This window comes from Streptomyces sp. NPDC005878 (assembly GCF_040629815.1).
Lineage (GTDB): Bacteria > Actinomycetota > Actinomycetes > Streptomycetales > Streptomycetaceae > Streptomyces.
In genome coordinates this window covers 75,161-96,679 of the sequence record NZ_JBEXWK010000014.1, presented here as the reverse complement: position 1 = coordinate 96,679, position 21,519 = coordinate 75,161, and the positions used below count along the sequence as shown (strand labels likewise).

Sequence of the window (21,519 nt, the reverse complement as noted above, 5' to 3'; positions counted from 1 at the left end):
CGCGAGGCGAGGTCTCGCGTCACCGGCTCCACGTCGCGTACGCCCAGGTCTCCCCTTCCCGGGGTTCCCGCAGCCAGGAGACGGTTTCGAAGGCGTCCAGGCGCCCGCGCAGGACGGCCTCCTCCGAGACGCTCACCCCGAAGGCATCAGCTATCGCGTCCAGCGTCCGGCGCGGGATGAGGGTGGTGGCGTCCTCCGCGTCGCCGTCGTCCGTACGTGAAGCCGCTCCCCGCGGTCGCCAGTACAGGGGGGTGTCGCCGGTGGAGGTGACCTCATCGCCGTCCACGGCGAGGGAGTGCACGAGTCGGCCGTCCTCGGCGAGTGAGACGTAGAAGCTCTCCGGCCGGCCGTCCAGGTGGTCGGAGGCGTGGTCGGCGACGATCGTCAGCGCCCGGGTGCCGCGCGAGGCAGCCACCGCGGGGGAGACGAAACGTGCCGTACGCCCGCCTCTCCAGGCCGTGGTGTGGGCGAAACTCCAGTTGGCCCCGCCGACGCCCGCGCTTCCGGTGCGCACGATCGCCCTGCTCTCCCACTTCTCGCCGCCCTGGAGCTGGTACCGGAAATCGGCGTCCCAGATCGTCAGGGCCGGGAGCAGCGGACCGCCCGATCCCAAACGCCGGTGCAGTTCGGCCGGATCGACTCCTTCCACCAGCAGCAGCCGGAACCCGTGCCGCAGGGACTCCGGGCCCACCAGCCAGCCCAGGCCGTCTGAGTCCGGCACAGTCCGCTCTCCCGCCGGGGCGGCCGCCGCGGGGTTGCGGAGTTCCGTGACTGCCTCGGCGCCACCGCGAGGCGTGGCCAGCAGCGCACGCGCCCGCTCCGGGGTGATCACCGGGCGGAGGACGGAATCGGCGAGCAGACCCACGGGCGCTATGTGGTCGGTGGCGACGGGTCGCCAGGAGGGCACGGCCGCCGCCAGGGCCCGCCATGCCGCCTCGGGCCGCGCCTGCCGGGCCAGCGCCCGGGCGGCGTCGACCGCTTCGCCGAACGCGCCGGACGCCTCGTACCGGTACGTACCCTCACGTATCCGCTGGAGCACCCCCGCCACCAACTCGCGGTCCTCTTCGGGGTACTGCTCCAGAAACCATGCGTCGTCGTCGCGTCCCGAGTCCGCCTGGCGCAGACAGTCGAGCGGCATCGCCTCGCGGGCGACATACGCGTCGTGCAGGGAACCACCGCGCTCGGGGGTCGTCCCGCCGGACGCGCCCGAGAGCATCCGGAGCTGGTCGAGCATGCGCGCGGCCCGGGGGCGCCCGCACGCCACCGCCTGGGCCAGCACCTCGGCCGCCGTCTCGTACGCACCACCGAGGGCGTCCTTCCGTGCCTGCTCTACGGCGGCGTCCAGGGACCGTGTCGTCTCGTTGGCGAAACCGGGCAGGCCGGCGGACATGGCGAGGAATTCCTCGTACATGGCCTCCATGAAGTGCTTGAACGACTCGTAGCGGTCGGGAGGGGACCCGCGCCAACTGGCATACGTACGGACGGCCCACTCACCGCGCTCGTCGACGTCGTCGGGATCCAGCAGGACGTCCACCATGTCGGACTCCAAGGACAGTTGGAGCGAGCGCTGCCACACTTCGGCCTCCCGGACCGCCTCCTCGTCCTCGTCCTCCTCCCCGGATTCCAGCCAGATGTCGCGCATGCCGTGCGGATCCCCGCACCAGTCGATCTGCTCGGTCCCGGCCAGCCGATAGACGAAGTGCCCCGCGTGCCGCCAGCCATCGGTGACCTGGAGGAAGGAGCGCAGTGACGGGGGCAGCGGCCGCCCCAACCGCTCCTCCAGCGCCAGCAGGCGCTCCTCGTCGGCCGGCTCGAACCCGAGCCAGCGGGCGGCCCGAGCCTGGCGGTCGCCTTCCCCGGGCTCGTCCTGCAATTCCTGTGCGTCGGCCCATTCCCCACTCCATCGATCGAGGAACGGCCGCCATGCGAATCGAATCATGTCCCCGATGGTGGCAGCCACCACTGACAACTGCCGTGGAGCGGTGGGGAGCACGGTGCCCCCCGGCTATCGCAGGAGGATGGGAGCGCCGGATCTGCGGTGCGGGAGTGGGGGAGGGGCCGGAGACGGCAGTCCCGCGCACCACCGCTACAGTGCGACGAACCCCCGAATTGAACGCGTTCAAAACACCTGGCAGTATGGCGATCGGCCGATGGGCGACTCACGCTCGTACGCCTTGTCGCGAGAGGGCTTTGCTGTGGCGCACGAGCGGTCTGTCGGTCGGATGCTGTGGATCTCGATGGTGGTGCTGTTTCTGGAGGCGGTGCTCGCTCTCGTGGTGGCCGTGGTGTACGGCCAGACGCGGGAGTCGCCCAACGCCGGCGGCGGTTACGCCCTCGGGCTGTTGGCCCTGCCTTTCGTGGCAGCGGCAGGCGCTTTCGTCGGAGCCGCCCTCTCGGCCGTCTTCGTGTTGCCCGCGCTCCAGGTCGCCGCAGCGCTGGGGCGGCGGTACGGCGGCCGGAATGCCTGGTGGTGGGTACCCCTGGTCCTTGCGGCGGCCTTTGCGCCCCTGGCGATGGGGGCCGCCCTCCTCGGTGCTGCGGACTGGACGACGGCTGGGGGCTCGTGGATGGTGGCCACCGTCGCGCTCACCGTCCCGGCCCTGGTCGGCCGGTCGCCGCGAGGAACGTTCGGCGCGGTGGCCGGCTGGGGCGTGTTGGCTGTGATCAGCGTCGGTGTCCTCGGCGGTGTGGCGCTCGGGACGCATCTCCTCCCCGCGTACCACCCGCCGACGATGTCCGCGCCGACCCTTGTCGGCACCTGGTCCGACGGCAAAGGCGCAACGCTGACCTTTACCGCGGACGGCAGGGTCACCGCGTCCGGCGTCCAGGATGAGCGGCTCGACGAAAACCTCGGCTCGGAGGTGGCGCGGTGCACAGGCGAGGGCACGTGGACGTTCGACGCCGGACGGGACACCTGGAGCCAGGAGGTCAACGTCAGCGTCCAGGACTGCCAGTGGCTGCCCTGGAACGTGGGCGGCACACGGGAACGGCCCACCCTCTACCAGTACATCGGCGACCCCGACTCCTGGGACTTGTACAAGCTGAGGAAGGTATAGCTCCTCCGACCGGAAGGGGGGGCGGAATGCGAGGGGCTGCTGTACGGGCGGGCGGCATGGGCTGCGCGGGACGGCCACCGACCGCCCCCAACCACCCCCCGCCCCATGTGCAGTTATGCCCGGCCACCACGGGCCTGTCCGGTGGCTCAATATTCCCTTCAACCACCTGATGCACCGCCTGTAGGCTTCAGCCACATCCCGGGGGGGATCTCGGACGTTCGTCGCGCGGCCATGCACGGCATGGCCAGGCGGCCGCGGAATCGCGCCATGCGCGCGCCGCGCCGCTCCGTACGAGGAACGTCTCCGAGGAGCGTCCGCGCGCTCCACTCACCACCTGAGGCGCGACGCACCCCACCCCACCCGGTTTCACTCACCTGTTCCCTGGGGGGAATCTTGTCTTCTGTGCGCCTTTCGCGTACGGGCCGTCTCGCGGCCTGCACCGCTCTCGCCCTGTCGGCCGGGATGCTGCTGTCCGGCACGGCGTCGGCCGACGGGGCGCCGCCGGCGCCGCACACGGCCGTCACACCCGCCAAGCCCGAGGCCGCGCGGCCCACCGGGACGCTTCCGAAGGGCACGGCCCACCGCAAGGCGGGCGCGGTGGCACCCGCGGCGCCCGCCAAGCCCCGTGCCGACATGGACGGCGACGGCTACAGCGACCTCTTCTACCGCACGCCGAGTGGCAAGCTGTGGCTGCGGACGTTCGTGAAGGGCAAGGAGGATGTCGAGTACACCTTCGCCGATCAGACGGAGTGGCAGAAGGACGTTCTCGCCCCCGGCGACCTGAACGGCGACGGCCACCCCGAGCTGCTGACGCTGTCGTCGACCGGCACCCTGTCCCTCTACACCAACCCGAGCGCCGGGTACGCCGGTTACCGCACCTGGTCGGGCGGCGGCTGGAACGCGTACAACAAGCTCCTCACCCCGGGAGATGTCACCGGCGACGGCAAGATGGACGTCCTGGCCCGCACGCCCGGCGGCGACCTGTACCTCTACCCCGGCAACGGCAGCGCCGACGCGGACCCCTTCGCGGGCCGGATCAAGGTCGGCGGCGGCTGGGGGGCGTACGACCAGCTGCTCGGCGCGAACGACGTCAACGGCGACGGCATCGCCGACGTCCTGGCCCGCACGCCCGGCGGTGACCTGTACGTCTACGCCGGCACCGGGGACAGCGCGGCGCCGCTCAGGGGCCGCGTCAAGGTCGGCGGCGGCTGGGACACCTACAACCAGCTCCTGAGCATGGACGACGCCAACGGCGACGGATACGCGGACGTCTTCGCCCGCACCGCCGGCGGCACGGTCTACCTCTACCTCGCCGACGGCCACGGCAACTTCCAGGACCGCAGATACTGGGGCGAAGGCTGGGAGGCGGGCTCCTGGTTCGGATCGCAGGGCGGCAACCCGTTCCTCGGCAAGAGCGAGATCCTCGCGCGCAACACCCAGGGCACCCTGTTCTACTACTCCGCGACGAACAACGGCCAGCTGGGGAGCCGCCAGCAGGTGGGCGACACGGGCGGCTGGGCGCACGCCGACGTCCGGTTCGCCTCCTCCCTCGACAGCGACGGCCAGCCGGAGCTCCTGGAGATCTACCAGAACTGGCTGTACAACCGCGGCACCGCGGTGAGCGGCGGCTGGGGCGCCTACAACCTCGTCGTCGGCCCCGGCGACCTCAACAACGACGGCCAGGGCGACCTGCTGGCCCGCGACGGCTCCGGCACCCTGTGGTTGCAGCGCGGCAACGGGAACGGCACCGGCTTCGCCTCCCGCCTGAAGGTCGGCGGCGGCTGGAACGCGTACGACAAGATCGTCGGCGCCGGTGACCTGACGGGGGACGGTCTGGCGGACGTCGTCGCGCGCACCGGCGACGGCAAGCTGTACCTGTACGCGGGCACGGGCGTCTCCACCTCGCCGTTCAAGTCGCGCCTGTACGTCGGCCCCGGCTGGCAGCAGTTCAAGAACCTCGCCGCCCCGGGCGACATCAACGGCGACGGCCGCGGAGACCTCCTGGCCTCCAACTCCCGCGGTGAGCTGTTCCGTTACAGCTCCAACGGCTACGGCGGCTTCCAGCCCCGGGTCAAGCTCGGCGACGGCTGGAACACGTACCGCGACCTGTACTGAGCCCTGGCGGCGGCCGAAGGCGCTCCCGCGCGTGACGAGTTCGCGGAGACGGGTGCAGCGGACGTCAGCCGGTCAGGCCCGTGGGCAGCTGGTCGTGCAGGGGTGCGGTGTCCTCGTCGTGGGACGGCGGGGTGACCGGTACGGGGGTGCCCAGATCGGTGAAGGAGAGTGTCATCACGGCGTGCGTGACCGTGCGGTCCTTGAGGGTGAACCGGGCCTGCACGAGGCGCCCGTGGTGATCCACCCAGGCCTGAGCCGCGATGGGGAGGTCGCTGCCGTACGCGTCGCGCAGGAGGTCGGCGTTCTCCCGGCTCTCCGTGGCCAGGCGCAGGGTGAGGGTGCGATGGTCGAGGGTGCCGCGGTAGCGCTCGGTGGGCACACCGTGGACGGTTTCCGTGCCCTCGGCTCGTACGTCCTTCATCCGCGCGACCTGCTGCAGGGTATAGGCCGGGTCGTTGAGAGGCGGCCGGAAGGGGGTGTGGGTCTCGGCGGTGCGCCGGAGGTCCACACCCCACCGGTCGTCCAGCTCCACCGCCACATTCATGGGTACGGCGGGCCGCATGTAGACGCGCTCTTTGTAAAGGATCTCCTCCGCGCCGACGGCGGAGGAGCTGTGCGTGACGGTCATCGGAGCGTTCCCGGTGGCCAGATCAATACTGCCCGAGGCCTTCACCTGCGGCGGCTTGGCGGGATCGACGACGGGGGTTGTCAGCGTGGAGGTGAAGCGGGCGCTGGTGTGGCTGGTCGCGGTGACCGCGTCGCGTACGGCGGCGACAGCCTCCGCACGTGGCTTCTCGTCGTCACCCGCTCCGGTGCAGGCGGCGCACAGCATCGCGGTGGCGGTGAGGAGGACAAGGGAGCGGCGCATCGAAACCTCAAGGAAGACCGGCGGAACACATGGTGAGGTCGGTGAGGTCGCCGACGGATGTCGACGACTCGGTGGGGGTCGGGGGCGCGGCGTGCGGTTGTCTGTGAGGACCCGGAACGCCTGGGGGCGGCCCCACAAGCGGGCCGCCCCCACCCTTACGACGCCGCCCCCATCCTCACGCCGCCGCCCCCCTCCCTACGACTTGTCCACAGACCGACCGACGTCCTCGGCCCGGGGAGGGTGGGATCAGATCAGGTTGAGGGAGTTGTAGCCCCAGCCGATCTTGACCCGGCTGTCGAACGGGTCACGGGAGCCGCCGTTGCCGGAGTAGCGCCACAGTGTGCCGTCGTTGCCGCGTGCGACCAGGTCGGAGCGGCCGTCACCGTCGAGGTCACCCACCGAGAGAATCCGGTTGTAGGTGTTCCAGCCGCCACCGATCTTCACGCGGCCGTTGAACGGGTCGTTGCGGTTGCCGTTGCCGGTGTAGAGCCACAGCACACCGGCCTTGTCGCGGGCGACGATGTCGGTGCGCCCGTCTCCGTTCAGGTCGCCCTGGCCGGCGATTTCGGTGTACTGGCCCCAGCCGCCGCCCACCTTCGTACGGGAAGTGACGCGGCCGTCGGCGTAGCCGAGGTACATCCACAGCACGCCGGACTTGTCCACGGCGATGAGGTCGGACTCAACGGCTCCGGCGAGGTTGCCGGGGGAGAGGACCTTGTTGTAGATCTGCCAGCCCCCGCCGATCGTCTTCGCGGCCCCCGTGTTGGTGCCGGCGTAGTAGAGCGTGCCGTTCTTCAGGATGCTCCAGGCACCGTCCTTTTCCCCGTCCTTGTCCTGGTCAACCTGGATGAGGTGCTTGAAGCCGCTGAAGTCGGCGGCGGTGGGCCACGATGCCTCGAACCCGCCGCGGCCGTCCGGGAAGTACCAGTTCAGCCACCCGTCCCGCTCGACGGCCGCCATCGGGAAGGTGGCCGTCTGCTCCCAGGAGCCGGCCGCCGCACGCGGAGCGGCCAACTTGCCCTTGGCGGCGGGGACGTGCTGCCGCTGCTCGGCGGCCCGGGTGGCCGCGTCGGCCGGGTTTCCGGCCGCGAACGCGGTACCGGCGGTTGCGGCCAACGCGGTGGCGACGGCGGTGGCAGCGAGCGTGCGCTGGATGAACTTCATGGACTGGCCCCCGGCTGGTCAGGAGAAGGCGCGATTGGTCTGGACCGCGCCTTCAGGTCTCTGGCACCATACACAGGCACTTCACCGCTCCCTTACATGGGGGCCATGTCATGTTCGCGCGGGCGAACAGGTAGTGATGGTGTCGAGGCCGGTCGCACCGCACCAACTGGTTTGTGGCGCTGCCAGGTCCAGGAGATCACCCTGGCCCTGTGGGTCGACCCCCGCACCAGTCTGCCCGTCCGCATGGAGGAGACGATCGGCGCCGCCCACGTCAAGATCGACTTCCGGGGGTTCGGAGGTGCCAAAACCATTACCCCGCCCCCGGCAGGCGACACCGCCGACGTGACCGACCAGGTCAAGGGCACCCCTGACAGCAAGTCGTCCGGCGATGAGCCGTCGGACGCGGACAACGACCCCGCCTGACCCGGCCGGACCGACCTCCGTCGGCCTCCCTCTCAGGCCTTCCCAGGCCGCTTCAGGGAAACCCGCGTCACCCGTGCAGGGCGTGAACGTGATCGGGATGAGTGGCTTGGCCTGGGGTACGGCCGACGGGCGGCAGGTGCCGGGCGAGGATACGGCGGAGACGGTCAGCGCCGTCGGGCTCGCCGGCGGCTTGTACGGCGTGCTTGGGCAGGAACGTCATGCACTTCTTGTCCGCGCTGAGCACCACGAACAGGCGGGGGGTCTCCACATAGCCGGAGAACGTCGGCCAGCCGGACCACTGGCGTTGGTGCGCGGTGGCCACCGTCAGCCCGCTGGGCTCCACGGTGATGTACCGCGGCCCCTCCGCCTGCGCGCGCCGGTGGGCCTGCCTCGCCTGCAAGCGAGGCGCGAACACCAGGGCGTAGGAGAGGAACAGCGCAGAGAACAGGAGCGGAAAGAGGTCGAAGGCCCCTCGGTCCATCCCGAGGTTGAGCGCCAAGGGGAACAACCCGAAGGCGATGAGCAGCCTGCGGTTGTTACGTCCGGCCGGAGAGGCCTGGAGCAGGACCTGCGTGGCCTCCCGGAACTCTTCACCCGTCGCCTGGCACACCAGCTGCACCACGTCGTCCGCGTGCGGCTCTCCACCGGTCTCACTCATCGTGCCCACCCCTCTGGCTTCCTGCACCGCCGGCGACGTGCGCCCCCTGCTGACTTTCGCCGACCCTTGCCGACCACTACCGACGCCGGCCGGGTCATTATGCGGCACTCCGGGGCGGTCGGTGCGCGGGGGCAGGGTTGCTCGGTGCGGGCACACCGTCGGCGGGGCCGCGAGGGAGTACGAGGCGTCGGCGGCCGCTCGGATCGCCCGCTCGGATCGCCCTGGTCAGGAGACGTGTGCGTCCCGAAGTTCACGCAGAAGAGCAGTGAAGGACTTCGCGTCGTACAGAAGCCCCCTGGACGCCTCGGGCACGGGGTAACCGTCGATTTCGAGGCTGGGGGTACCCGGCCCGAAGCCTTCCTTGGTGCCCTTCGCCTCGTACGCCTCCTCGGATGCCCGAACGAAGGCCCGGTACTTCATCGTCTTGACCGCGGTGTCGAAGGCGGCACCGCGCAACCCCGGTACCCGCGAGGCGAGTTCGAGTAGACGGGCGGTGGTGTAGCCGTCCGACTCCTCCGGGGGCTGATTGCCGTAGAGCACGGCGTGGTACTCGGCGAACTTCCCCGCCTCCAGCGCCGCCCGCAGAGCGTTGACCGCCCGCTTCGAGCCACCGCCCCCGAGCCGGTCGTCCAGGAACGAGGCCATCGTGTACTGCGCCCGCACCTCCCGCCGTACGACTGCCGCCGCCAGCGCCGGACCACCGCCCGTACGCTCGAACGCCTCACAGGACGGGCAGCGCGGATCCTCCAGCAGATGAAGCGTCACCGCGGCCTTGGGGTCCCCCACGCTGATGGTCGTACCGTCGAGGCCCAGCTGCTCGGGGACCGCCCCCGCGTTCGCGTACGCCGCCGGCCCGACCCGCTCGCTCTCCGCGTGCGACGCATCCCCGCCACCGCATCCGGCGGCGAACACCATGCCCGCACCCGCCCACACCAGCCACGCCCTACGTCTGCCGGCCACCACGCCCACACACCCCTCCCCATCAACCGAGACAAAGCAGAGGCCGAACACCGACCCCGCACTGCTCCATGTGCTGCCGCCCCGCCGCTGCGCGGAACCCCCTACCGCCAGGCAGCCCCTCCCGTGGAACCGGCACAGACTACTGGCCCCCGCGACCCCGACAACGCCCAGGGCCCGATGGGCGACGCGGCCCCGGCCTCCGGGGACCAGCACAGGTTGGTGAGGCGCCCGCAGGGGAGCCAAAACACGTTGGCCGGCCTCCGACGAGGCTGCGACGATGCTCCCGACTCCCCGACTCCCCGACTCCCCGACTCCCCGACTCCCCGACGGAGGATGTTTGTTCGTTTTCGTGTGTGCGGGATGCGGCGCCGAGCTGACCACCCCGTTGTCCCGGGTCGTCCTGCCCGCCCACGCTCATCAGACGTACGGGAACGGGCTTCAGCTCCCGGTGCTCATGGAGTCGGGCACGTTCGCCGTCGACCCCGAGCCCTGGGGGCCGCCGTGGCGGAGATGGGAGGACGTCGATCCGGACGAGGCCCTGGCCCGCGGCATCTACGCGCCGGTTCACGCCCTCTCCGATGGAGCCCCCGGCTCAATCGTCATCGCACCCGGTGATGCCCGCGGCACCCTGCTGATCCCGGAGAGGGCCGGCGGTTACTGCTGTGGCCTCGACGGCGCAGACGGCCCCAACATGGCCTGCGCTGCATGCGGTTTGCCCGTGGCGAGCCGGATCGACGACTGCTCACTGTGGCAGGCAGCGTGGCTCGCACCCAATGCCGTGCGCCGCATTCTCCTCGACGGGGCCGACTCCGTACCGCTCACCTGGACAGAGCTGTTGCAGGCAGAGAACCCCACGCCTGCGTTCGAGCCCATTGCCACCTGGGGGGCGCGGCGCGGGCGGAACCACTTCTGGTCGTGGAGCCCCCAGTGGGAGGCCGCGGCCGGCCGGGCACTCGCCCATCTGCTGGCAGCCTCGCAGGACGCCCCGGTGACCGTCCCGGACGGTCTGAGCAAGGAGGTGTTCCAACGCGCCCTCGACGCCCTGCTGCCCGCAGGTCCGCCCGCACGGCGCGCCGTTCTGGCCGGTCCAGGACGCCCCGTCCCCGACACGGGCGCCGACATCGTCCTCGTACCCACCCATCCCCAGACCGGACAGACGTGGACCCCGGCCGGACCGGCTGCCTCGGCCTGCCCGGTGCCGCTGCCGTTCGGGGTGTGGCTGGAGCTGGCCTTCCCCAAGCCGCACCTGTCGATTCCCGCGTCGGGCGGCATGCCCGACGGCGTCCTCCGGGACGACCCGCCCCCACCCCGCCCCGGGTACTTGTTCCGAGCCGATCCGGGCGCCTTCCAGCGCACCCTCGTCCGGCTGCCGGCCGTCCGCAGCCCGTGGTTGCGCGAGATCCTCGACAACCTCAGGCAGTACGTGCGTGCCGGTCTCTTCTAGCCGGCTTGGTACCGGCGAACCAAGCGGCTCGACGAGGAGTTGGCGTCCGGCCCGGAGCAGCAGAGGCCTCACCAGGGTGCTCGCAACGCGCGCGGATCACACGGTTTCCAGGTGCGTGGACGCCTTCCGGATCCTCACCCCGCCGACGACGCACACCAGACCGAACACGACGATGCCGAGGTATGCGACGGACGGAAGGCCGACGACCTTGTGCAACCAGCCCCACTCCGTGCCGAAGAGGGCCTGCGAAGCGAAGCTGACCAGCCCCTGGCCTCCTATGACGTAGCCGATGCTTTCGAGGGTGTAACCGATGGTCGTACGCACGGATCAACCGTCTCGCGAACGTGCTGCAAGATCGTCATCCCCCGGGCCGAGTACGCAGTAGGCCAAAGGATGCAGTCACTTGCAGTCACTTGCAGTCGCTTGCGGGGAGCGTGGGCACGGCCCCGCCGCAGCAGAGGAGCGGTCGACACCATCGACACCGGAGAGTTCCAAGGCCACACGGCAAGCCCAGGGCATGGGCTGGCCGGTTCCAAGGCGACGCCCTCACTCCCACCTCATCTGCTTACTTCTCCCGCATGGAGAGGCCGTGTTTCGCGAACCACCCGCCGTTCCGCTATAGTCGATCTTGAGCTTGCGGCCGCGAAGAGCGGTGGCGGGACACGCGTTGGTGGTCCAAGGAAAGGCGCCCCACTTCCTGTGGGGAGATGCAGGTGCAAGGCCTGCCCAGCGCTCGATGAATGAGGGCCCTGGTCTCCGTAGCGGAGGCCGGGGCCCTCGTCCGTATGCACGGTACGCACCGAACGCGCCCACCTTGAACCGGACGTGCCCACCTTCGAAGCTGCCCGGACACACCCCCGGGTACGGTGCGAAGTGTGACCGCCCCCGCACCGCAACCACCACTCCTCTTCCTCGACGTCGACGGACCGCTCATCCCGTTCGGCGCGACACCCGACCAACTCCCGCACGGCGGCTACCCCACGTACGACACCGGGCACGCCCACCACCGGCCGGCGGCCGACGCCAACCCGCTCCTCACCAGGATCAACCCCGCCTACGGGCCACGGCTGCTGGCGCTGCCCTGCACCCTGGTGTGGGCCACGACGTGGATGTCCGACGCGAACGACTGCATCGCCCCGTGGCTGGGCCTGCCGCGCCTGCCCGTCGTGGACTGGCCGGACCCCGCCGACGACCACCCCCACGGCCTCCACCTCCACTGGAAGACCCGCCCGCTCCGGGACTGGGCGGCCGGACGCCCGTACGTATGGATCGACGACGAGATCACGGACAGGGACCGGTCCTGGACGCAGACCCACCACCCGGGCCGAGCCCTCCTCCACCGCGTCGACCCCCGATACGGCCTCACGGACGACGACTTCGCCGTCATCGAGCGGTGGCTGAGGGCGGGACGGGACGGTGTCCAGAACACGGCTCGGGGCAGCGTGTCGTAGGCATTACGGTCGTCGACCGTCGTACGTGAGGGGGACAAGGCGGCGGGGACCGTCCGGTCACCCTGACGCCGCCCTGCGCCGAGGCTGCCATTGTCGTAAGCGATCTCCTATCCTTCCGCGTCCGGCACGGTGGGCCGGCCGGACTGCCGCACGGCAATACGGCGGCCAGTGTCACCGTCGATCTCTCGCGGGCCGTAGTGGGCGAAGGGTGTGGCGGTGGCCAGGGCCCAGTAGCGGTCGCCGTAGGACCAGTGCCACCACTCGGTGGGGTAGTTGACCAGCCCGGCGGAGGTCAGGGACGCGGCCAGGATGTCGCGGTTCTCGGACGCCTGGGCGCTGATGTTGACCGCTTGGGTGTAGCAGGCGCCCGCGCTCTCCTCCGGTGTGGCGTTCATGGGGGTGCCGAGATCGAGCTCGACTCCCTCGGCGTCGGCGAGTGTCAGGTCGACGGCGGCTCCGGCGCTGTGCGGGGCGATTTCGGGCGGGGATACGTAACGGCTCGCGGCTGAACGAATCCGTTCCCCGGACCAGTCCGGGTGGTCGGTGCGCAGCGTGTCCGCGTACTCCTCGAAGTACCGCTGTTGCAGGTGAGGGGAACGGTATCCCTCGACGATCAGCAGCCGCAGCCCATCGGGGAGCGACGACTGGGCCTGCTCTAATCGCTCGACAACGCCCTTGCGCAGGTACGCGAACGCCTCCCCGGTGTCCTGCTTGCGTTCGTCGACGAGCAGGCGGCTACTGCTACGGATGTCCACGAGGCGTTCGCCGCATTCCCGGACCGGGATGGACGCGACGCGCGGATCTGCCATGAGAACGATCTCTTCCATGAGGGGATCATCGCTGCTGGCGTGGCGGAGGGGGAAGGGAGGCAGGCGGCGTGCAGCACTGCCGAACGTGACGCACCCCTCGGCCACGCTCCCCTTGGGGTGGGGCCTCGTGTTCGCCCCTGTGCGCGTGACCCCGGCCGTACGCGCAGTGGGCAGCCTGGGCCGGGCGTCGAAGTGCCCCGGACCCGCTGGCCGACATCGCCGTCGCCGTCGAATGGATTCGTACGACGGCGGATCGCTTCAAGGACGCCTGGCCCGTGGTGACCTGCGGCTTCGGTCCGATTTGATGGTCGTGTGGCTGAGGGCTGTTGGGCGTAACAGGCCGTCGGGTCGGGGTGCCGCATGAGTTCGGTTTGGCTGAGTGGGAGAGGACGGGTTGGTACCGATCGAGGTGGCGGAGGGTCAGTCCTTCTTCTCGTCTGTCGGCAGCCCGATCTCTCAAGCGCTGCGACGGCTGGGCGTAGAGGCTGACCCGACCAGGACGAGTTCTCCGCCGTGCGTTTGGGCCGGCATCGACGCGGTGAGGCGTGGATCGCATGACGGGCACTTCGCGTAGTCCGCGCGCACACGGGCAGTTCCTGGCGCCGTTCGCGGGTTCCGCCCGGGGGGCCTTCTAGCGGCCGGCGGCGGGGGAGTGCCCCTGAGAGGGCGTTGCGTCCGGGGCGGTGGTGGACCAGAAGTCGTCGTGGATGTCGGCGGGGGCGGGGTAGGGGACGTCGCGTGGCGGGGTGTTGGGGGTGGTGGCGGGCTTGGGGATATTGCTGGTCTGGGTGAGGCAGGGAGTCCCGGCGGAGAAGATGAACTGGCCAGTGGCGCCGACCTGCAGGGTGATTTGGAAATCGTCGGGCGTCGTGGCGAAGATGGCGGGCATTTCCTTGTCGGGGTTCACTCCATTGATCTTGTACCCGTGTGCCTTCCAACTGCGCTCGACTGCCCCGAGCAGGCTGCCCCGCCGCTCGGCGGACACCGTGGTCAGGATGGCGATACGGCGTTTGACCGTGCCGGTCCCGGTGCCCTTGCCCAGGATGTTGCTGCACGCGATGTCGTTCGAGGGGCCGTGGTACCAACGCAGGGGCGGGGTGATGCTGCCCAGGGTCTGCTGAAGCATCGCGTCGGCGCGCTCGGCCCCCTGGCTCATGTCCATGGTCGGCTTCTTACGGTCGTGGGTGCCGCTGCCACCCGCCGCGCGGCTGTCCGGGAGTACGCCGCAACCGACGGCCATCGCTGCGAGCAGCAGGGATGCAGCTACTGGACGGAGGAAAGAAGTCATCGGGGCTCCGGGGAGGGCATGTAGCGGGTCGTCTCGTTCATGAAGGTGCCTGCCTGGCGGCCGTGGCCGACCAGACGTCGTCGTGGAGGCAAGGAGGAGGGAGGGGTTTCCGGCCCTCGTTGACGGCTCTGCGCGTACACGTACTCCCCCTGGTCCCGCGCGACCTTCCTCCGTCGCCCCGCCAATGACGTTAAAGGGGCAGGTGGGGGCATGCGCAAGCGCGAACGGGGGAGCGGGAGAAATTCGGGTGGTCGCGCATAACACCGTTTCCGGGGTGTGTGCAAGAGCTACCGCGCTCAGACGTACACGTCCGGAGCGTCAACTTCCGTGGCACGGCGCCTGGGTACCCACGAAACGTACGCGGTCCGCGCAGCCGGGAAGGAAAATCGCGCGCTCGCGCGGCCCGGGCGGGCTATCGTCCTCGTATGAACGTCACCGGCCGAACCACCCCCGCGACCGCGCGAGCGCCCCGCTCGCCGGTTGCCGCCGTCTGACCTCCCCCCCTTTCCCCCGGCGACCGGAAACGGCCCGCCGGTGGTTCATGGCGTTCTCGGCCCCCTGCCGCTACGCGTTGACCAGCACGGACCCGTTATCCGGTGCCTTCCCCGCTGTGACGCGAAGAAGCGAAGTAGCGCAGAAGCAAAGGAGCCGTCCCATGGACACAGAGACGATGGTCCGTACGTTCGTCGAGTACTTCGAGGAGCGTGGCCACCGCCGGATCAGCGGCTCGACGCTGCTGCCACCCCCCGGCGACCCGGTGCTGTTCACCACTTCCGGTATGCATCCCCTCACCCCGTACCTGGAGGGGCGCCCCCATTCGCTGGGCCGGCGGCTGGTCAACGTGCAGCGTTGTCTGCGCACCACTGACCTGGAGGAGGTCGGCGACGCCACCCACCTGACGGTCTTCGAGATGCTCGGCACCTGGTCGCTGGGCGATTACGAGGGCTCGCTGAGCCTCGACTGGGGGTACAGGCTGCTCACCGACGGACTGGGCATCGACCCCGGCATGCTGCACGCCACCGTCTTCGGCGGTGACGACCGGACCGGCCCGGACACCGCTTCCCTTGAGGTGTGGCAGGAGCATGGCGTACCTGTCGAGCTCACCGTGGACGACAACTGGTGGTCCAACGGTCCGGTAGGCCCGTGCGGTCCCGACTCGGAGATCTTCCTGTGGAGCGGCGATAGCCCGCCCCAGTCGACACCCACCCGCGACGACCGCTGGGTGGAGGTCTGGAACCACGTGATGATGCGCCACCGTCGACGGGAAGACGGTTCCCTGGTTCCACTTCCCCAGCGCAACGTCGACACCGGACTCGGCGTGGAGCGCCTGGCCTCGCTGCTCCAGGGCAAGTCGTCCGTGTTCGAGTGCGATGTCTTCGACCCCTGGCGCCGTGTCGTGCCGGTCCTGTGGCCGCTGGACGAACCGTCGCTGCGCCTGGTCTACGACCACCTGCGCTCAGCCATCGTCGTACTCGGCGACGGCGTACGCCCCGCCGCCACCGGACGCGGCTACGTACTCCGCCGCCTGCTGCGACGCGTATTCACCCTCCTCTGGCGGGACGACCCGTCGCGCACCCTGGGAGACCTGCCGGAGGAGCTGATCTCCCACACCCTGCACCACTTCCGTCAGGAGGTGCGCCCCGGCGACGTACGCCGACTGCTCCTCGAAGAGGAGCGCCGGTTCAGCCGACTCCTGGTACGGGGCCGACAGGTGCTGGCCCGTTCCCGTTTCCAAGGTCCGCTGCGGGACGAGGACTTCCAGTACCTCCACGACACCCACGGTCTGCCTCGCGAACTCGTCACGAGCCTGCGGGAGGAGTGAGGGGAGCGAGTGACGGCCCGGGGAGAATTCGGAGAGAGCGGGCGCGGTCACCGGAGGTGAGCGGGGCGCCCCGCTCACCTCCGGTGACCGCCCTCGCGGCATTGCTAAGCTGCACCGATGACCATTTTGTCGGTGGACGAGTGCCGCGAGCTCCATGAGAAGCACGCCCCGTCCCGGGAGGCGTACGAGCTGGTCTGGACCCACTGCGAGATCGTGTGGCAGATCGCCGAAGGGCTGCTGGACCGCTGCGGGGCGGGGCTGGACCGCGAGCTGGTACGGGCGGGCTGTCTGCTGCACGACATCGGTGTCTACCGCCTCTACGACAGTACGGGCCGCCTAGATCACGCCAACTACCTGCGCCACGGCGTCCTCGGCCACGCCCTCCTCGCGGAGGAGGGGCTCCCCGAGTCCGTGTGCCGGTTCTGCTCCTGCCATACGGGTGTGGGGCTGACCAGGGACGACATCGAACGCCAGCAGTTGCCGCTGCCGGCCGCCGATTACGTGGCCGAATCCGCCGAGGAGCGGTTGGTGATGTACGCGGACAAGTTCCACAGCAAGTCCACACCCCCCAGATTCCTCACCCCGGCCGGCTACGCCGCCCACGTCGCCCGCTTCGGCCCCGACAAGACCCGTGCCTTCGAGGAGCTGCGAGCCACGTTTGGTGACCCGGAGCTGGACGGACTGGTCACGGCGTACGGCCACGCCCTGTACTGACCACCGCCCCCGCATGGAGCATGAGCTCGCCGTGCGCGCGGTCGAGCGGTCGTGGAGTCGAGCAGTGTGCTGCGCCGTGTGGTGGCGTACCGGCCACGACCGCTACGACCCGCCGTGCGTGGAAACTCGGTATCGCTGTCACCGGCCGTCAGCTGAGGATGGTGGCATGGACGCGCCGAAGGTCACCCTGCGGAAAATGACGCCGTCGGAGTACGAAGCGGCGACTGAGCATCGTGAGGCCGAGACGGCCCGCGAACTGGGCAAGTTCATGCCGGCAGAGCTGGCGCGAGAGCGGGCGCACCGGGGCACGGCCCAGTTCCTCCCGGACGGGTGTGACACCGCTGGTCATCACCTTGTGGTGGCGGAGAACGCAGCGGGCCAGGTCGTGGGAGACGCGTGGATCGGCCCGGACCCACGTCAGGCAGCGGCTACCACGGACTCGGCCTGGCTGTATGACATCAACGTCCTCGCTCTGTTCCGGCGCCATGGGTACGGATCGGCCATCCTCGCCGCCGTCGAGGAACTCGTGGCCCGTGAGGGCATGGTTTCGCTCCATCTGAACGTCTTCGGGGGCAACGCCGCAGCCATTGCCTTGTACCGGCGCAACGGCTATGAGGTGTCTTCGATGTACATGTCCAAGAGCGTGCAACCGAGTTCGAGGGACCACGGGGCCAGCACGGGGCCGTAGTGATGCCGCACAGCGCCTGTCGGGTATCGGGCTGCGGGGACGCTACGGCCGGGCCGTCCGGCTCATGTACGCGTCGGCGTGGCTGACCAGAAGTCGTCGTGGATGTAGGGGCGGGGGAGGGGTTTGCCGCCTTCGTAGGCGGGGGTGTTGGTGTCCACGTTGGAGGGGGTGGTGGGCTTCTGGACGGGAGAGTCGGTGAGGCAGGGGGTGGTGACGGAGAAGCGGAACTGGCCCTCGCCACCCACGGCCACGTGTACTTGGAAGCCCCCGGGCGTGAAAGCCGTGATGGACGGGAGCTCCTTACTCCGGTTCACCCGGGTGATCTTGTACGCGCTTGCCGTCCAGTTGCGTTCGACGACCCCGAGGAGCGCGCCGCGCCGCTCGGGAGAGACGACCGTCATGATCATGATGCCGCGAATGACGGAACCGGTGCCCGTGCCGGCGTTCTTCCAATCCGAGCAACCGATGTCCTCCGATGCCTCATGGACCCAGCGGAGCCCCGGGGTGATGCCGGCCAGGGTGTTCTGGAGGATGGCGTCGGCTTTCTCGGCGCCTTGCTGCATGTTCATGGTGGGTCGATCTCTTCCGGTGATATCCGAGTCAGTGAGCGAGCCACAGCCGGTGACTGTCGCGAGGAGCAGCAGGGTGACGACGTGGCGATGGAGTTTCATCGGGGCTCCTGAGTGCTGATCTCACTGCCTCGACCCGCCACGATCTTGGCGATGTTGTCGGCGGAGTCCGCGTCCTTATCCGGGTTGAAGTAGTTCGAGTGGGCCCCGATGTCACCGATGGAAAGATGCCCGGCGTCCACGACCGGCGGGCCGTCGGCCACGGTGAAGCGCTTGGCGCCGAATTCCGCGCTCGCGGGGTCAGTGCCGAAGTAGATCTGGCTGTCGTCGGACACGGCGTCACCGACCTCGTAGCCGGTGAAGGCTCCGAGGAGGCCCGAGCCCAGTCCTGCGACAGGCCCGAGGAGGGATCCGGTCTTATAACCGTTCTTGAAGCCTTCCCGGGCACTGGCGATTTCGGCTGAGTTCGGCAGCTGGGTGACGAGGTCGTTCTTGGCGGCGCCGACGTAGACGTGGTCTTTGCCGACACCCAGCTGGTCGGCGGTGCGGGCTCCGGTGCCCGGACTGCCGACGAGAATGATGTCGTCGGCACCGGGGATGCCGCCCGACCGCTGCGCCGCCTGGCCGACGGTGAGGGAGCCGTAGGAGTGGCCGATGGCAGTGATGTGGGGATCGGCATTCTCATTCGTCGCCGAGATGCCCGCCATGAACTGGTTGTAGGCGGAGGAGCCCGCGACCGCGTGGTACGGGAACATCACGGCGAAATTATCGCCGATCTTTTCTGCCGGCAGCTGAGGCGCGTCGTAGCCGAGCCACACGATCGAGGCGCTGGACTGGTCGTAGAACCCTGCTCCTTTGGCGGTCTGGCGGGCCCGCTTGATGTCACCGCGGGCGAAGTCCGCGTCGAGTGAGGTGCCGAGACCCGGGACGTAGGCGGAGACGTTGCGGGAGGTGTCCGGGTTGCCGAAGGACACGATGGCGCGCCCGTTGCCCTGGTCGCCGATTCCGAGCAGGTACATGGGCGGGACGCCCGGCTCCGGTGCCGCCTGGAGCTGCTCGTCGATCGACCGCAGCCCCGCCAGCTTCGCCCGCGCCGCCTCGTTGTCCTCGCCCGACAGCTTGCCGATCAGCATCTGCAGGTTGTCGCGGTTGGCCTCGTCGCGGGCGAGGGCCGGGATGCCGTCCAGGTTGCCGAGGACGTCCGGGCACAGGGTGAGGTATTCGTCGCGCTGGGCCTGGGACAGGTGGGTCCACCAGTCGTGGCGCTCGGCGGGGGAGGCGTTCGTCGGGATGGTCTTCTTCAGGCGGTCGCCGGAGAGCTTGCGCACCGCGGCCAGGTCCGAGGCCGCGTCCTTCCAGGTCGCCTCGGTGACGTCCAGGCCGGGTTCGGCCTTCAACCTGCTCAGGGCCGTACTGAAGTGTTCGTCGGCCTCGCGGGCCGCTGTGAGTGCGCGGCGGATGCGGTCGGCGATGTCCTGGGCCTTGGCCCGGTTGGGGTTGGGGTTGGGGTCGGCCAGGCCGGGGTGGAGCGCGCCGAGGGTGGGCGGGCGGGACATGAGCGGGGTGTCGGCGCCGGCGCTGCCGCCGGGGACCGGCTGGTCCGTGACCACGTTCCGGCCGCCGGCCGGGTAGCTCACCGATCCGTCCGCCGCGACCGTGAACCCGAGGCTCGCCGCATCGTCCAGGGCGTCCTTCAACTGCCCTTGGAACCCGACCAGTTCGTACACGAGCGAGGTCACAGTCGTACGGACGAGACCGCACTCCGTACGGATGTAGTCGTAGTTGCGGTCCAGGCGGCGCAGACGGTTGACGGCGGCCGGGGACGCCATGCCCTTCTGCGTGGCCTCCAGACCGTGGATCATCTCGCTGCTGATCCGGTCCCGGGCTGCGTCGGCCTGGGTGCTGACGGCGCCCCAGCCGTCGGCGGCGTCGAGGAGTTCGGCGCACTTGAGGTCGTGCAGCTGCTGCCAGGTGAGCACCCCCGTCACCGGCCCTTGCCGGCCGGCGCGGAGAACTGAGCCAGCGCCGACTTCACACCCGCGTCCACTTCGCCCTGCGCCCACGCCGTCCGGCGCAGCACCGGCTCCAGCGCGCCGCACTCGGTGTGGACGGCCGTCAGCCGCTTCTCCCACGAGGTGAGTACGGACGTGAGCGCGGCCATACTCGCCAGCCCGGCCGTGCCCGCCTCGGCACCGGCGTGTGCCGCGGTGAGCTTCGCCTTGGCCGTGGCGGTGTCCGTCTGCAGTGCGTGGGCGGTGCCCGCCGCGTCCGACCACGGCTTGGCGCTGTGCTTCAGCTCGCCACTGCCACCGCTGGTTCCGCCACGCGCCGGTCCCGCCGACGCGAGCGACAGCGCACCCGCCTGTCGGGACTGCCCCGGCTGCCCTGCCTGTCCCGACTGCCCCGCCTGGTCCAGCAACCGCTGCCAGCTCTGCGCGTACACGTACTCCCCCATGGTCTCGTGCGACCCTCTTCCGTCGCCCCGCAATGACGTTAAAGGCGCAGGTGGGGGCGTGCGCAAGCGCAAACAGGGGGGTGGCTGAAAAAAGTGCGGCCACGCATAACACCCGTATACGGGTGTGCGCAAGAGTGATCACGCTCAGGCGTACGCGTCCGCGCCGCCAAGTTCTGCGGTGTGGCGTCTGAGTGCTCGGGGGGCGGCCTCGCATCGTGCCCCGCCCGACTCCTGTGGGACCAGGCCCGGGAACCCAACAGGCTCCCGAAGGTGAAAACCGGGCTCGGCAGCCGGGGAAGAGGACGGGTCACGAGTAGTGCAGCGGGCATGCGTTGCGCAGGCTGTGTTCGGCTGCGCGGAGGTACACCGCCGTGTAGAAGGCGGCATCGAGGTCGTTCTGCCAGGGCCCCGGGTGCGTTGCGGCCGCCCGCTGGACTTCCGTGCCGGTGAACCAGTTCGTGAGGTTGAGGTTGTCGCAGTACGCGGGTATCTGCGGGGGCAGTGCCAGCTGACGGGCCAGCGTCTGGGTTGCGGCGAGGACGGTGTGGGCGGACTGGGCGATCGTGGGGTCGCCGTGGGGCGCGACCCGCAGTTCGATGGGGTGGGGGAGCGCGATCGGCAGGAGCAGGTCCCAGCCGAGCAGGGTGTTGCTGTAGTCCTGGCCGTCGGGCTGTCTTTCGCAGAGTGCGCCGAAACTGCCCATCGGACGGTTGAGCTTCTCCTCGAAGGTGGTGTCTGACCCGGGGACGAAGCCGTGCCGCCGCGGGGGCATGAGCGGCGGCAGTCCGAGGCGTTCCAGCTCGGCGGTGAGGGCGCGGGCCGTGGGCTGGAGGACTTCTTCGTCGGCCCAGTCGTCGGGCGTAATGCTGACCAAGTAGATACCCATGGCCGGGAATCTACGGCCGGGCACTGACAACGGACATGTCAGCGGGCCTCGGCTTCCCGTCCCCGCCCCGCTTCCCGTCCCCGCCCCGCTTCCCGTCCCCGCCCCCACCCCCGCTCCCACCCCCAGGCGATCGATTCCTAGCCCACGAG

General features: G+C 69.9%; 20 protein-coding genes. 8 read left to right on the top strand and 12 right to left on the bottom strand.

The annotated features are described in order from the left end of the window. Nucleotides 1–19: 19 nt before the first annotated feature. Entirely contained in the window at nt 20–1,939 is a 1,920-nt protein-coding gene (locus ABZ404_RS21300) for an SMI1/KNR4 family protein (RefSeq protein WP_358830954.1), read from the bottom strand. Nucleotides 1,940–2,150: 211 nt separating this feature from the next. On the opposite strand from ABZ404_RS21300, the gene ABZ404_RS21295 reads away from it, so the two are divergent. Together ABZ404_RS21295 and ABZ404_RS21290 are read left to right on the top strand one after the other, a co-directional pair. Then, on the top strand, nt 2,151–3,056 hold the full coding sequence (locus tag ABZ404_RS21295) for a hypothetical protein (protein ID WP_358830955.1): 906 nt from the start codon (nt 2,151–2,153) through the stop codon (nt 3,054–3,056). Nucleotides 3,057–3,458: 402 nt separating this feature from the next. Then, complete coding sequence (locus ABZ404_RS21290; RefSeq protein WP_358830956.1) at nt 3,459–5,171, top strand: VCBS repeat-containing protein; 1,713 nt, start codon at nt 3,459–3,461, stop codon at nt 5,169–5,171. A 64-nt stretch (nt 5,172–5,235) separates the two neighbouring features. Here ABZ404_RS21290 and ABZ404_RS21285 read toward each other — a convergent pair whose 3' ends face one another. After that, nucleotides 5,236–6,039 carry a hypothetical protein gene (locus tag ABZ404_RS21285; protein WP_358830957.1) on the bottom strand — a complete coding sequence of 268 codons (804 nt, stop codon included), beginning with the start codon at nt 6,037–6,039 and terminating at the stop codon, nt 5,236–5,238. A gap of 246 nt (nt 6,040–6,285) precedes the next feature. After that, nucleotides 6,286–7,203: a VCBS repeat-containing protein gene (locus ABZ404_RS21280; protein ID WP_358830958.1), complete on the bottom strand. Its 918-nt coding sequence runs from the start codon at nt 7,201–7,203 to the stop codon at nt 6,286–6,288. A gap of 171 nt (nt 7,204–7,374) precedes the next feature. Here ABZ404_RS21280 and ABZ404_RS21275 point away from each other — a divergent pair, with 171 nt between their 5' ends. Then, nucleotides 7,375–7,626 (top strand): hypothetical protein, encoded by a 252-nt coding sequence (locus ABZ404_RS21275; RefSeq protein ID WP_358830959.1) that lies wholly within the window; start codon nt 7,375–7,377, stop codon nt 7,624–7,626. 67 nt (nt 7,627–7,693) lie between these two features. Here the strand turns inward: ABZ404_RS21275 and ABZ404_RS21270 are convergent, their stop codons facing one another. Both ABZ404_RS21270 and ABZ404_RS21265 read right to left on the bottom strand, forming a co-directional pair. Next, a complete protein-coding gene (locus ABZ404_RS21270) occupies nt 7,694–8,284 on the bottom strand; it encodes a hypothetical protein (protein WP_358830960.1) in 591 nt (196 codons plus the stop codon). Nucleotides 8,285–8,509: 225 nt separating this feature from the next. Beyond that, nucleotides 8,510–9,253, bottom strand: a complete 744-nt coding sequence (locus tag ABZ404_RS21265; protein WP_358830961.1) for a thioredoxin domain-containing protein — start codon at nt 9,251–9,253, stop codon at nt 8,510–8,512. 328 nt (nt 9,254–9,581) lie between these two features. On the opposite strand from ABZ404_RS21265, the gene ABZ404_RS21260 reads away from it, so the two are divergent. Next, nucleotides 9,582–10,688, top strand: a complete 1,107-nt coding sequence (locus ABZ404_RS21260; protein ID WP_358830962.1) for a hypothetical protein — start codon at nt 9,582–9,584, stop codon at nt 10,686–10,688. Nucleotides 10,689–10,784: 96 nt separating this feature from the next. Here ABZ404_RS21260 and ABZ404_RS21255 read toward each other — a convergent pair whose 3' ends face one another. After that, nucleotides 10,785–11,012, bottom strand: coding sequence for a hypothetical protein (locus tag ABZ404_RS21255; protein ID WP_358830963.1), 228 nt, complete (start codon nt 11,010–11,012; stop codon nt 10,785–10,787). A 551-nt stretch (nt 11,013–11,563) separates the two neighbouring features. Here ABZ404_RS21255 and ABZ404_RS21250 point away from each other — a divergent pair. Then, nucleotides 11,564–12,139 carry an HAD domain-containing protein gene (locus ABZ404_RS21250; RefSeq protein ID WP_358830964.1) on the top strand — a complete coding sequence of 192 codons (576 nt, stop codon included), beginning with the start codon at nt 11,564–11,566 and terminating at the stop codon, nt 12,137–12,139. 107 nt (nt 12,140–12,246) lie between these two features. Here the strand turns inward: ABZ404_RS21250 and ABZ404_RS21245 are convergent, their stop codons facing one another. Further along, nucleotides 12,247–12,966, bottom strand: a complete 720-nt coding sequence (locus ABZ404_RS21245; protein ID WP_358830965.1) for a M15 family metallopeptidase — start codon at nt 12,964–12,966, stop codon at nt 12,247–12,249. 613 nt (nt 12,967–13,579) lie between these two features. Further along, nucleotides 13,580–14,236 carry a hypothetical protein gene (locus ABZ404_RS21240; protein WP_358830966.1) on the bottom strand — a complete coding sequence of 219 codons (657 nt, stop codon included), beginning with the start codon at nt 14,234–14,236 and terminating at the stop codon, nt 13,580–13,582. Nucleotides 14,237–14,891: 655 nt separating this feature from the next. Between ABZ404_RS21240 and ABZ404_RS21235 the strand changes: the two genes are divergently transcribed. The 3 genes from ABZ404_RS21235 to ABZ404_RS21225 all read left to right on the top strand — a co-directional run bounded on the left by ABZ404_RS21235 (nt 14,892) and on the right by ABZ404_RS21225 (nt 17,460). Next, nucleotides 14,892–16,058 (top strand): alanine--tRNA ligase-related protein, encoded by a 1,167-nt coding sequence (locus ABZ404_RS21235; protein ID WP_358830967.1) that lies wholly within the window; start codon nt 14,892–14,894, stop codon nt 16,056–16,058. Nucleotides 16,059–16,175: 117 nt separating this feature from the next. Continuing rightward, nucleotides 16,176–16,772, top strand: coding sequence for an HD domain-containing protein (locus tag ABZ404_RS21230; protein WP_358830968.1), 597 nt, complete (start codon nt 16,176–16,178; stop codon nt 16,770–16,772). A 166-nt stretch (nt 16,773–16,938) separates the two neighbouring features. Continuing rightward, nucleotides 16,939–17,460, top strand: a complete 522-nt coding sequence (locus tag ABZ404_RS21225; RefSeq protein WP_358830969.1) for a GNAT family N-acetyltransferase — start codon at nt 16,939–16,941, stop codon at nt 17,458–17,460. Between the two features lie 62 nt (nt 17,461–17,522). Here ABZ404_RS21225 and ABZ404_RS21220 read toward each other — a convergent pair whose 3' ends face one another. From ABZ404_RS21220 to ABZ404_RS21205, 4 genes are all read right to left on the bottom strand, one after another. After that, nucleotides 17,523–18,029, bottom strand: a complete 507-nt coding sequence (locus ABZ404_RS21220) for a hypothetical protein (RefSeq protein ID WP_358990678.1) — start codon at nt 18,027–18,029, stop codon at nt 17,523–17,525. Nucleotides 18,030–18,127: 98 nt separating this feature from the next. Beyond that, nucleotides 18,128–20,017 (bottom strand): alpha/beta hydrolase, encoded by a 1,890-nt coding sequence (locus ABZ404_RS21215; RefSeq protein ID WP_358830971.1) that lies wholly within the window; start codon nt 20,015–20,017, stop codon nt 18,128–18,130. Continuing rightward, complete coding sequence (locus ABZ404_RS21210; RefSeq protein ID WP_358830972.1) at nt 20,014–20,484, bottom strand: amino acid ABC transporter permease; 471 nt, start codon at nt 20,482–20,484, stop codon at nt 20,014–20,016. Before ABZ404_RS21210 ends, ABZ404_RS21215 begins: the two co-directional genes overlap by 4 nt. Nucleotides 20,485–20,791: 307 nt before the next feature. Next, nucleotides 20,792–21,370 carry a hypothetical protein gene (locus tag ABZ404_RS21205; protein ID WP_358830973.1) on the bottom strand — a complete coding sequence of 193 codons (579 nt, stop codon included), beginning with the start codon at nt 21,368–21,370 and terminating at the stop codon, nt 20,792–20,794. Between the last annotated feature and the right edge of the window lie 149 nt (nt 21,371–21,519).

Coding starts and splice junctions, on each gene's coding strand:
- ABZ404_RS21240 (WP_358830966.1), bottom strand. CDS start 14,236: ATGACTTCTTTCCTCCGTCCAGTAGCTGCATCCCTGCTGCTCGCAGCG.
- ABZ404_RS21210 (WP_358830972.1), bottom strand. CDS start 20,484: ATGGGGGAGTACGTGTACGCGCAGAGCTGGCAGCGGTTGCTGGACCAG.
- ABZ404_RS21300 (WP_358830954.1), bottom strand. CDS start 1,939: ATGATTCGATTCGCATGGCGGCCGTTCCTCGATCGATGGAGTGGGGAA.
- ABZ404_RS21205 (WP_358830973.1), bottom strand. CDS start 21,370: ATGGGTATCTACTTGGTCAGCATTACGCCCGACGACTGGGCCGACGAA.
- ABZ404_RS21220 (WP_358990678.1), bottom strand. CDS start 18,029: ATGAACATGCAGCAAGGCGCCGAGAAAGCCGACGCCATCCTCCAGAAC.
- ABZ404_RS21280 (WP_358830958.1), bottom strand. CDS start 7,203: ATGAAGTTCATCCAGCGCACGCTCGCTGCCACCGCCGTCGCCACCGCG.
- ABZ404_RS21230 (WP_358830968.1), top strand. CDS start 16,176: ATGACCATTTTGTCGGTGGACGAGTGCCGCGAGCTCCATGAGAAGCAC.
- ABZ404_RS21245 (WP_358830965.1), bottom strand. CDS start 12,966: ATGGAAGAGATCGTTCTCATGGCAGATCCGCGCGTCGCGTCCATCCCG.
- ABZ404_RS21235 (WP_358830967.1), top strand. CDS start 14,892: ATGGACACAGAGACGATGGTCCGTACGTTCGTCGAGTACTTCGAGGAG.
- ABZ404_RS21285 (WP_358830957.1), bottom strand. CDS start 6,039: ATGCGCCGCTCCCTTGTCCTCCTCACCGCCACCGCGATGCTGTGCGCC.
- ABZ404_RS21225 (WP_358830969.1), top strand. CDS start 16,939: ATGGACGCGCCGAAGGTCACCCTGCGGAAAATGACGCCGTCGGAGTAC.
- ABZ404_RS21295 (WP_358830955.1), top strand. CDS start 2,151: ATGGGCGACTCACGCTCGTACGCCTTGTCGCGAGAGGGCTTTGCTGTG.
- ABZ404_RS21270 (WP_358830960.1), bottom strand. CDS start 8,284: ATGAGTGAGACCGGTGGAGAGCCGCACGCGGACGACGTGGTGCAGCTG.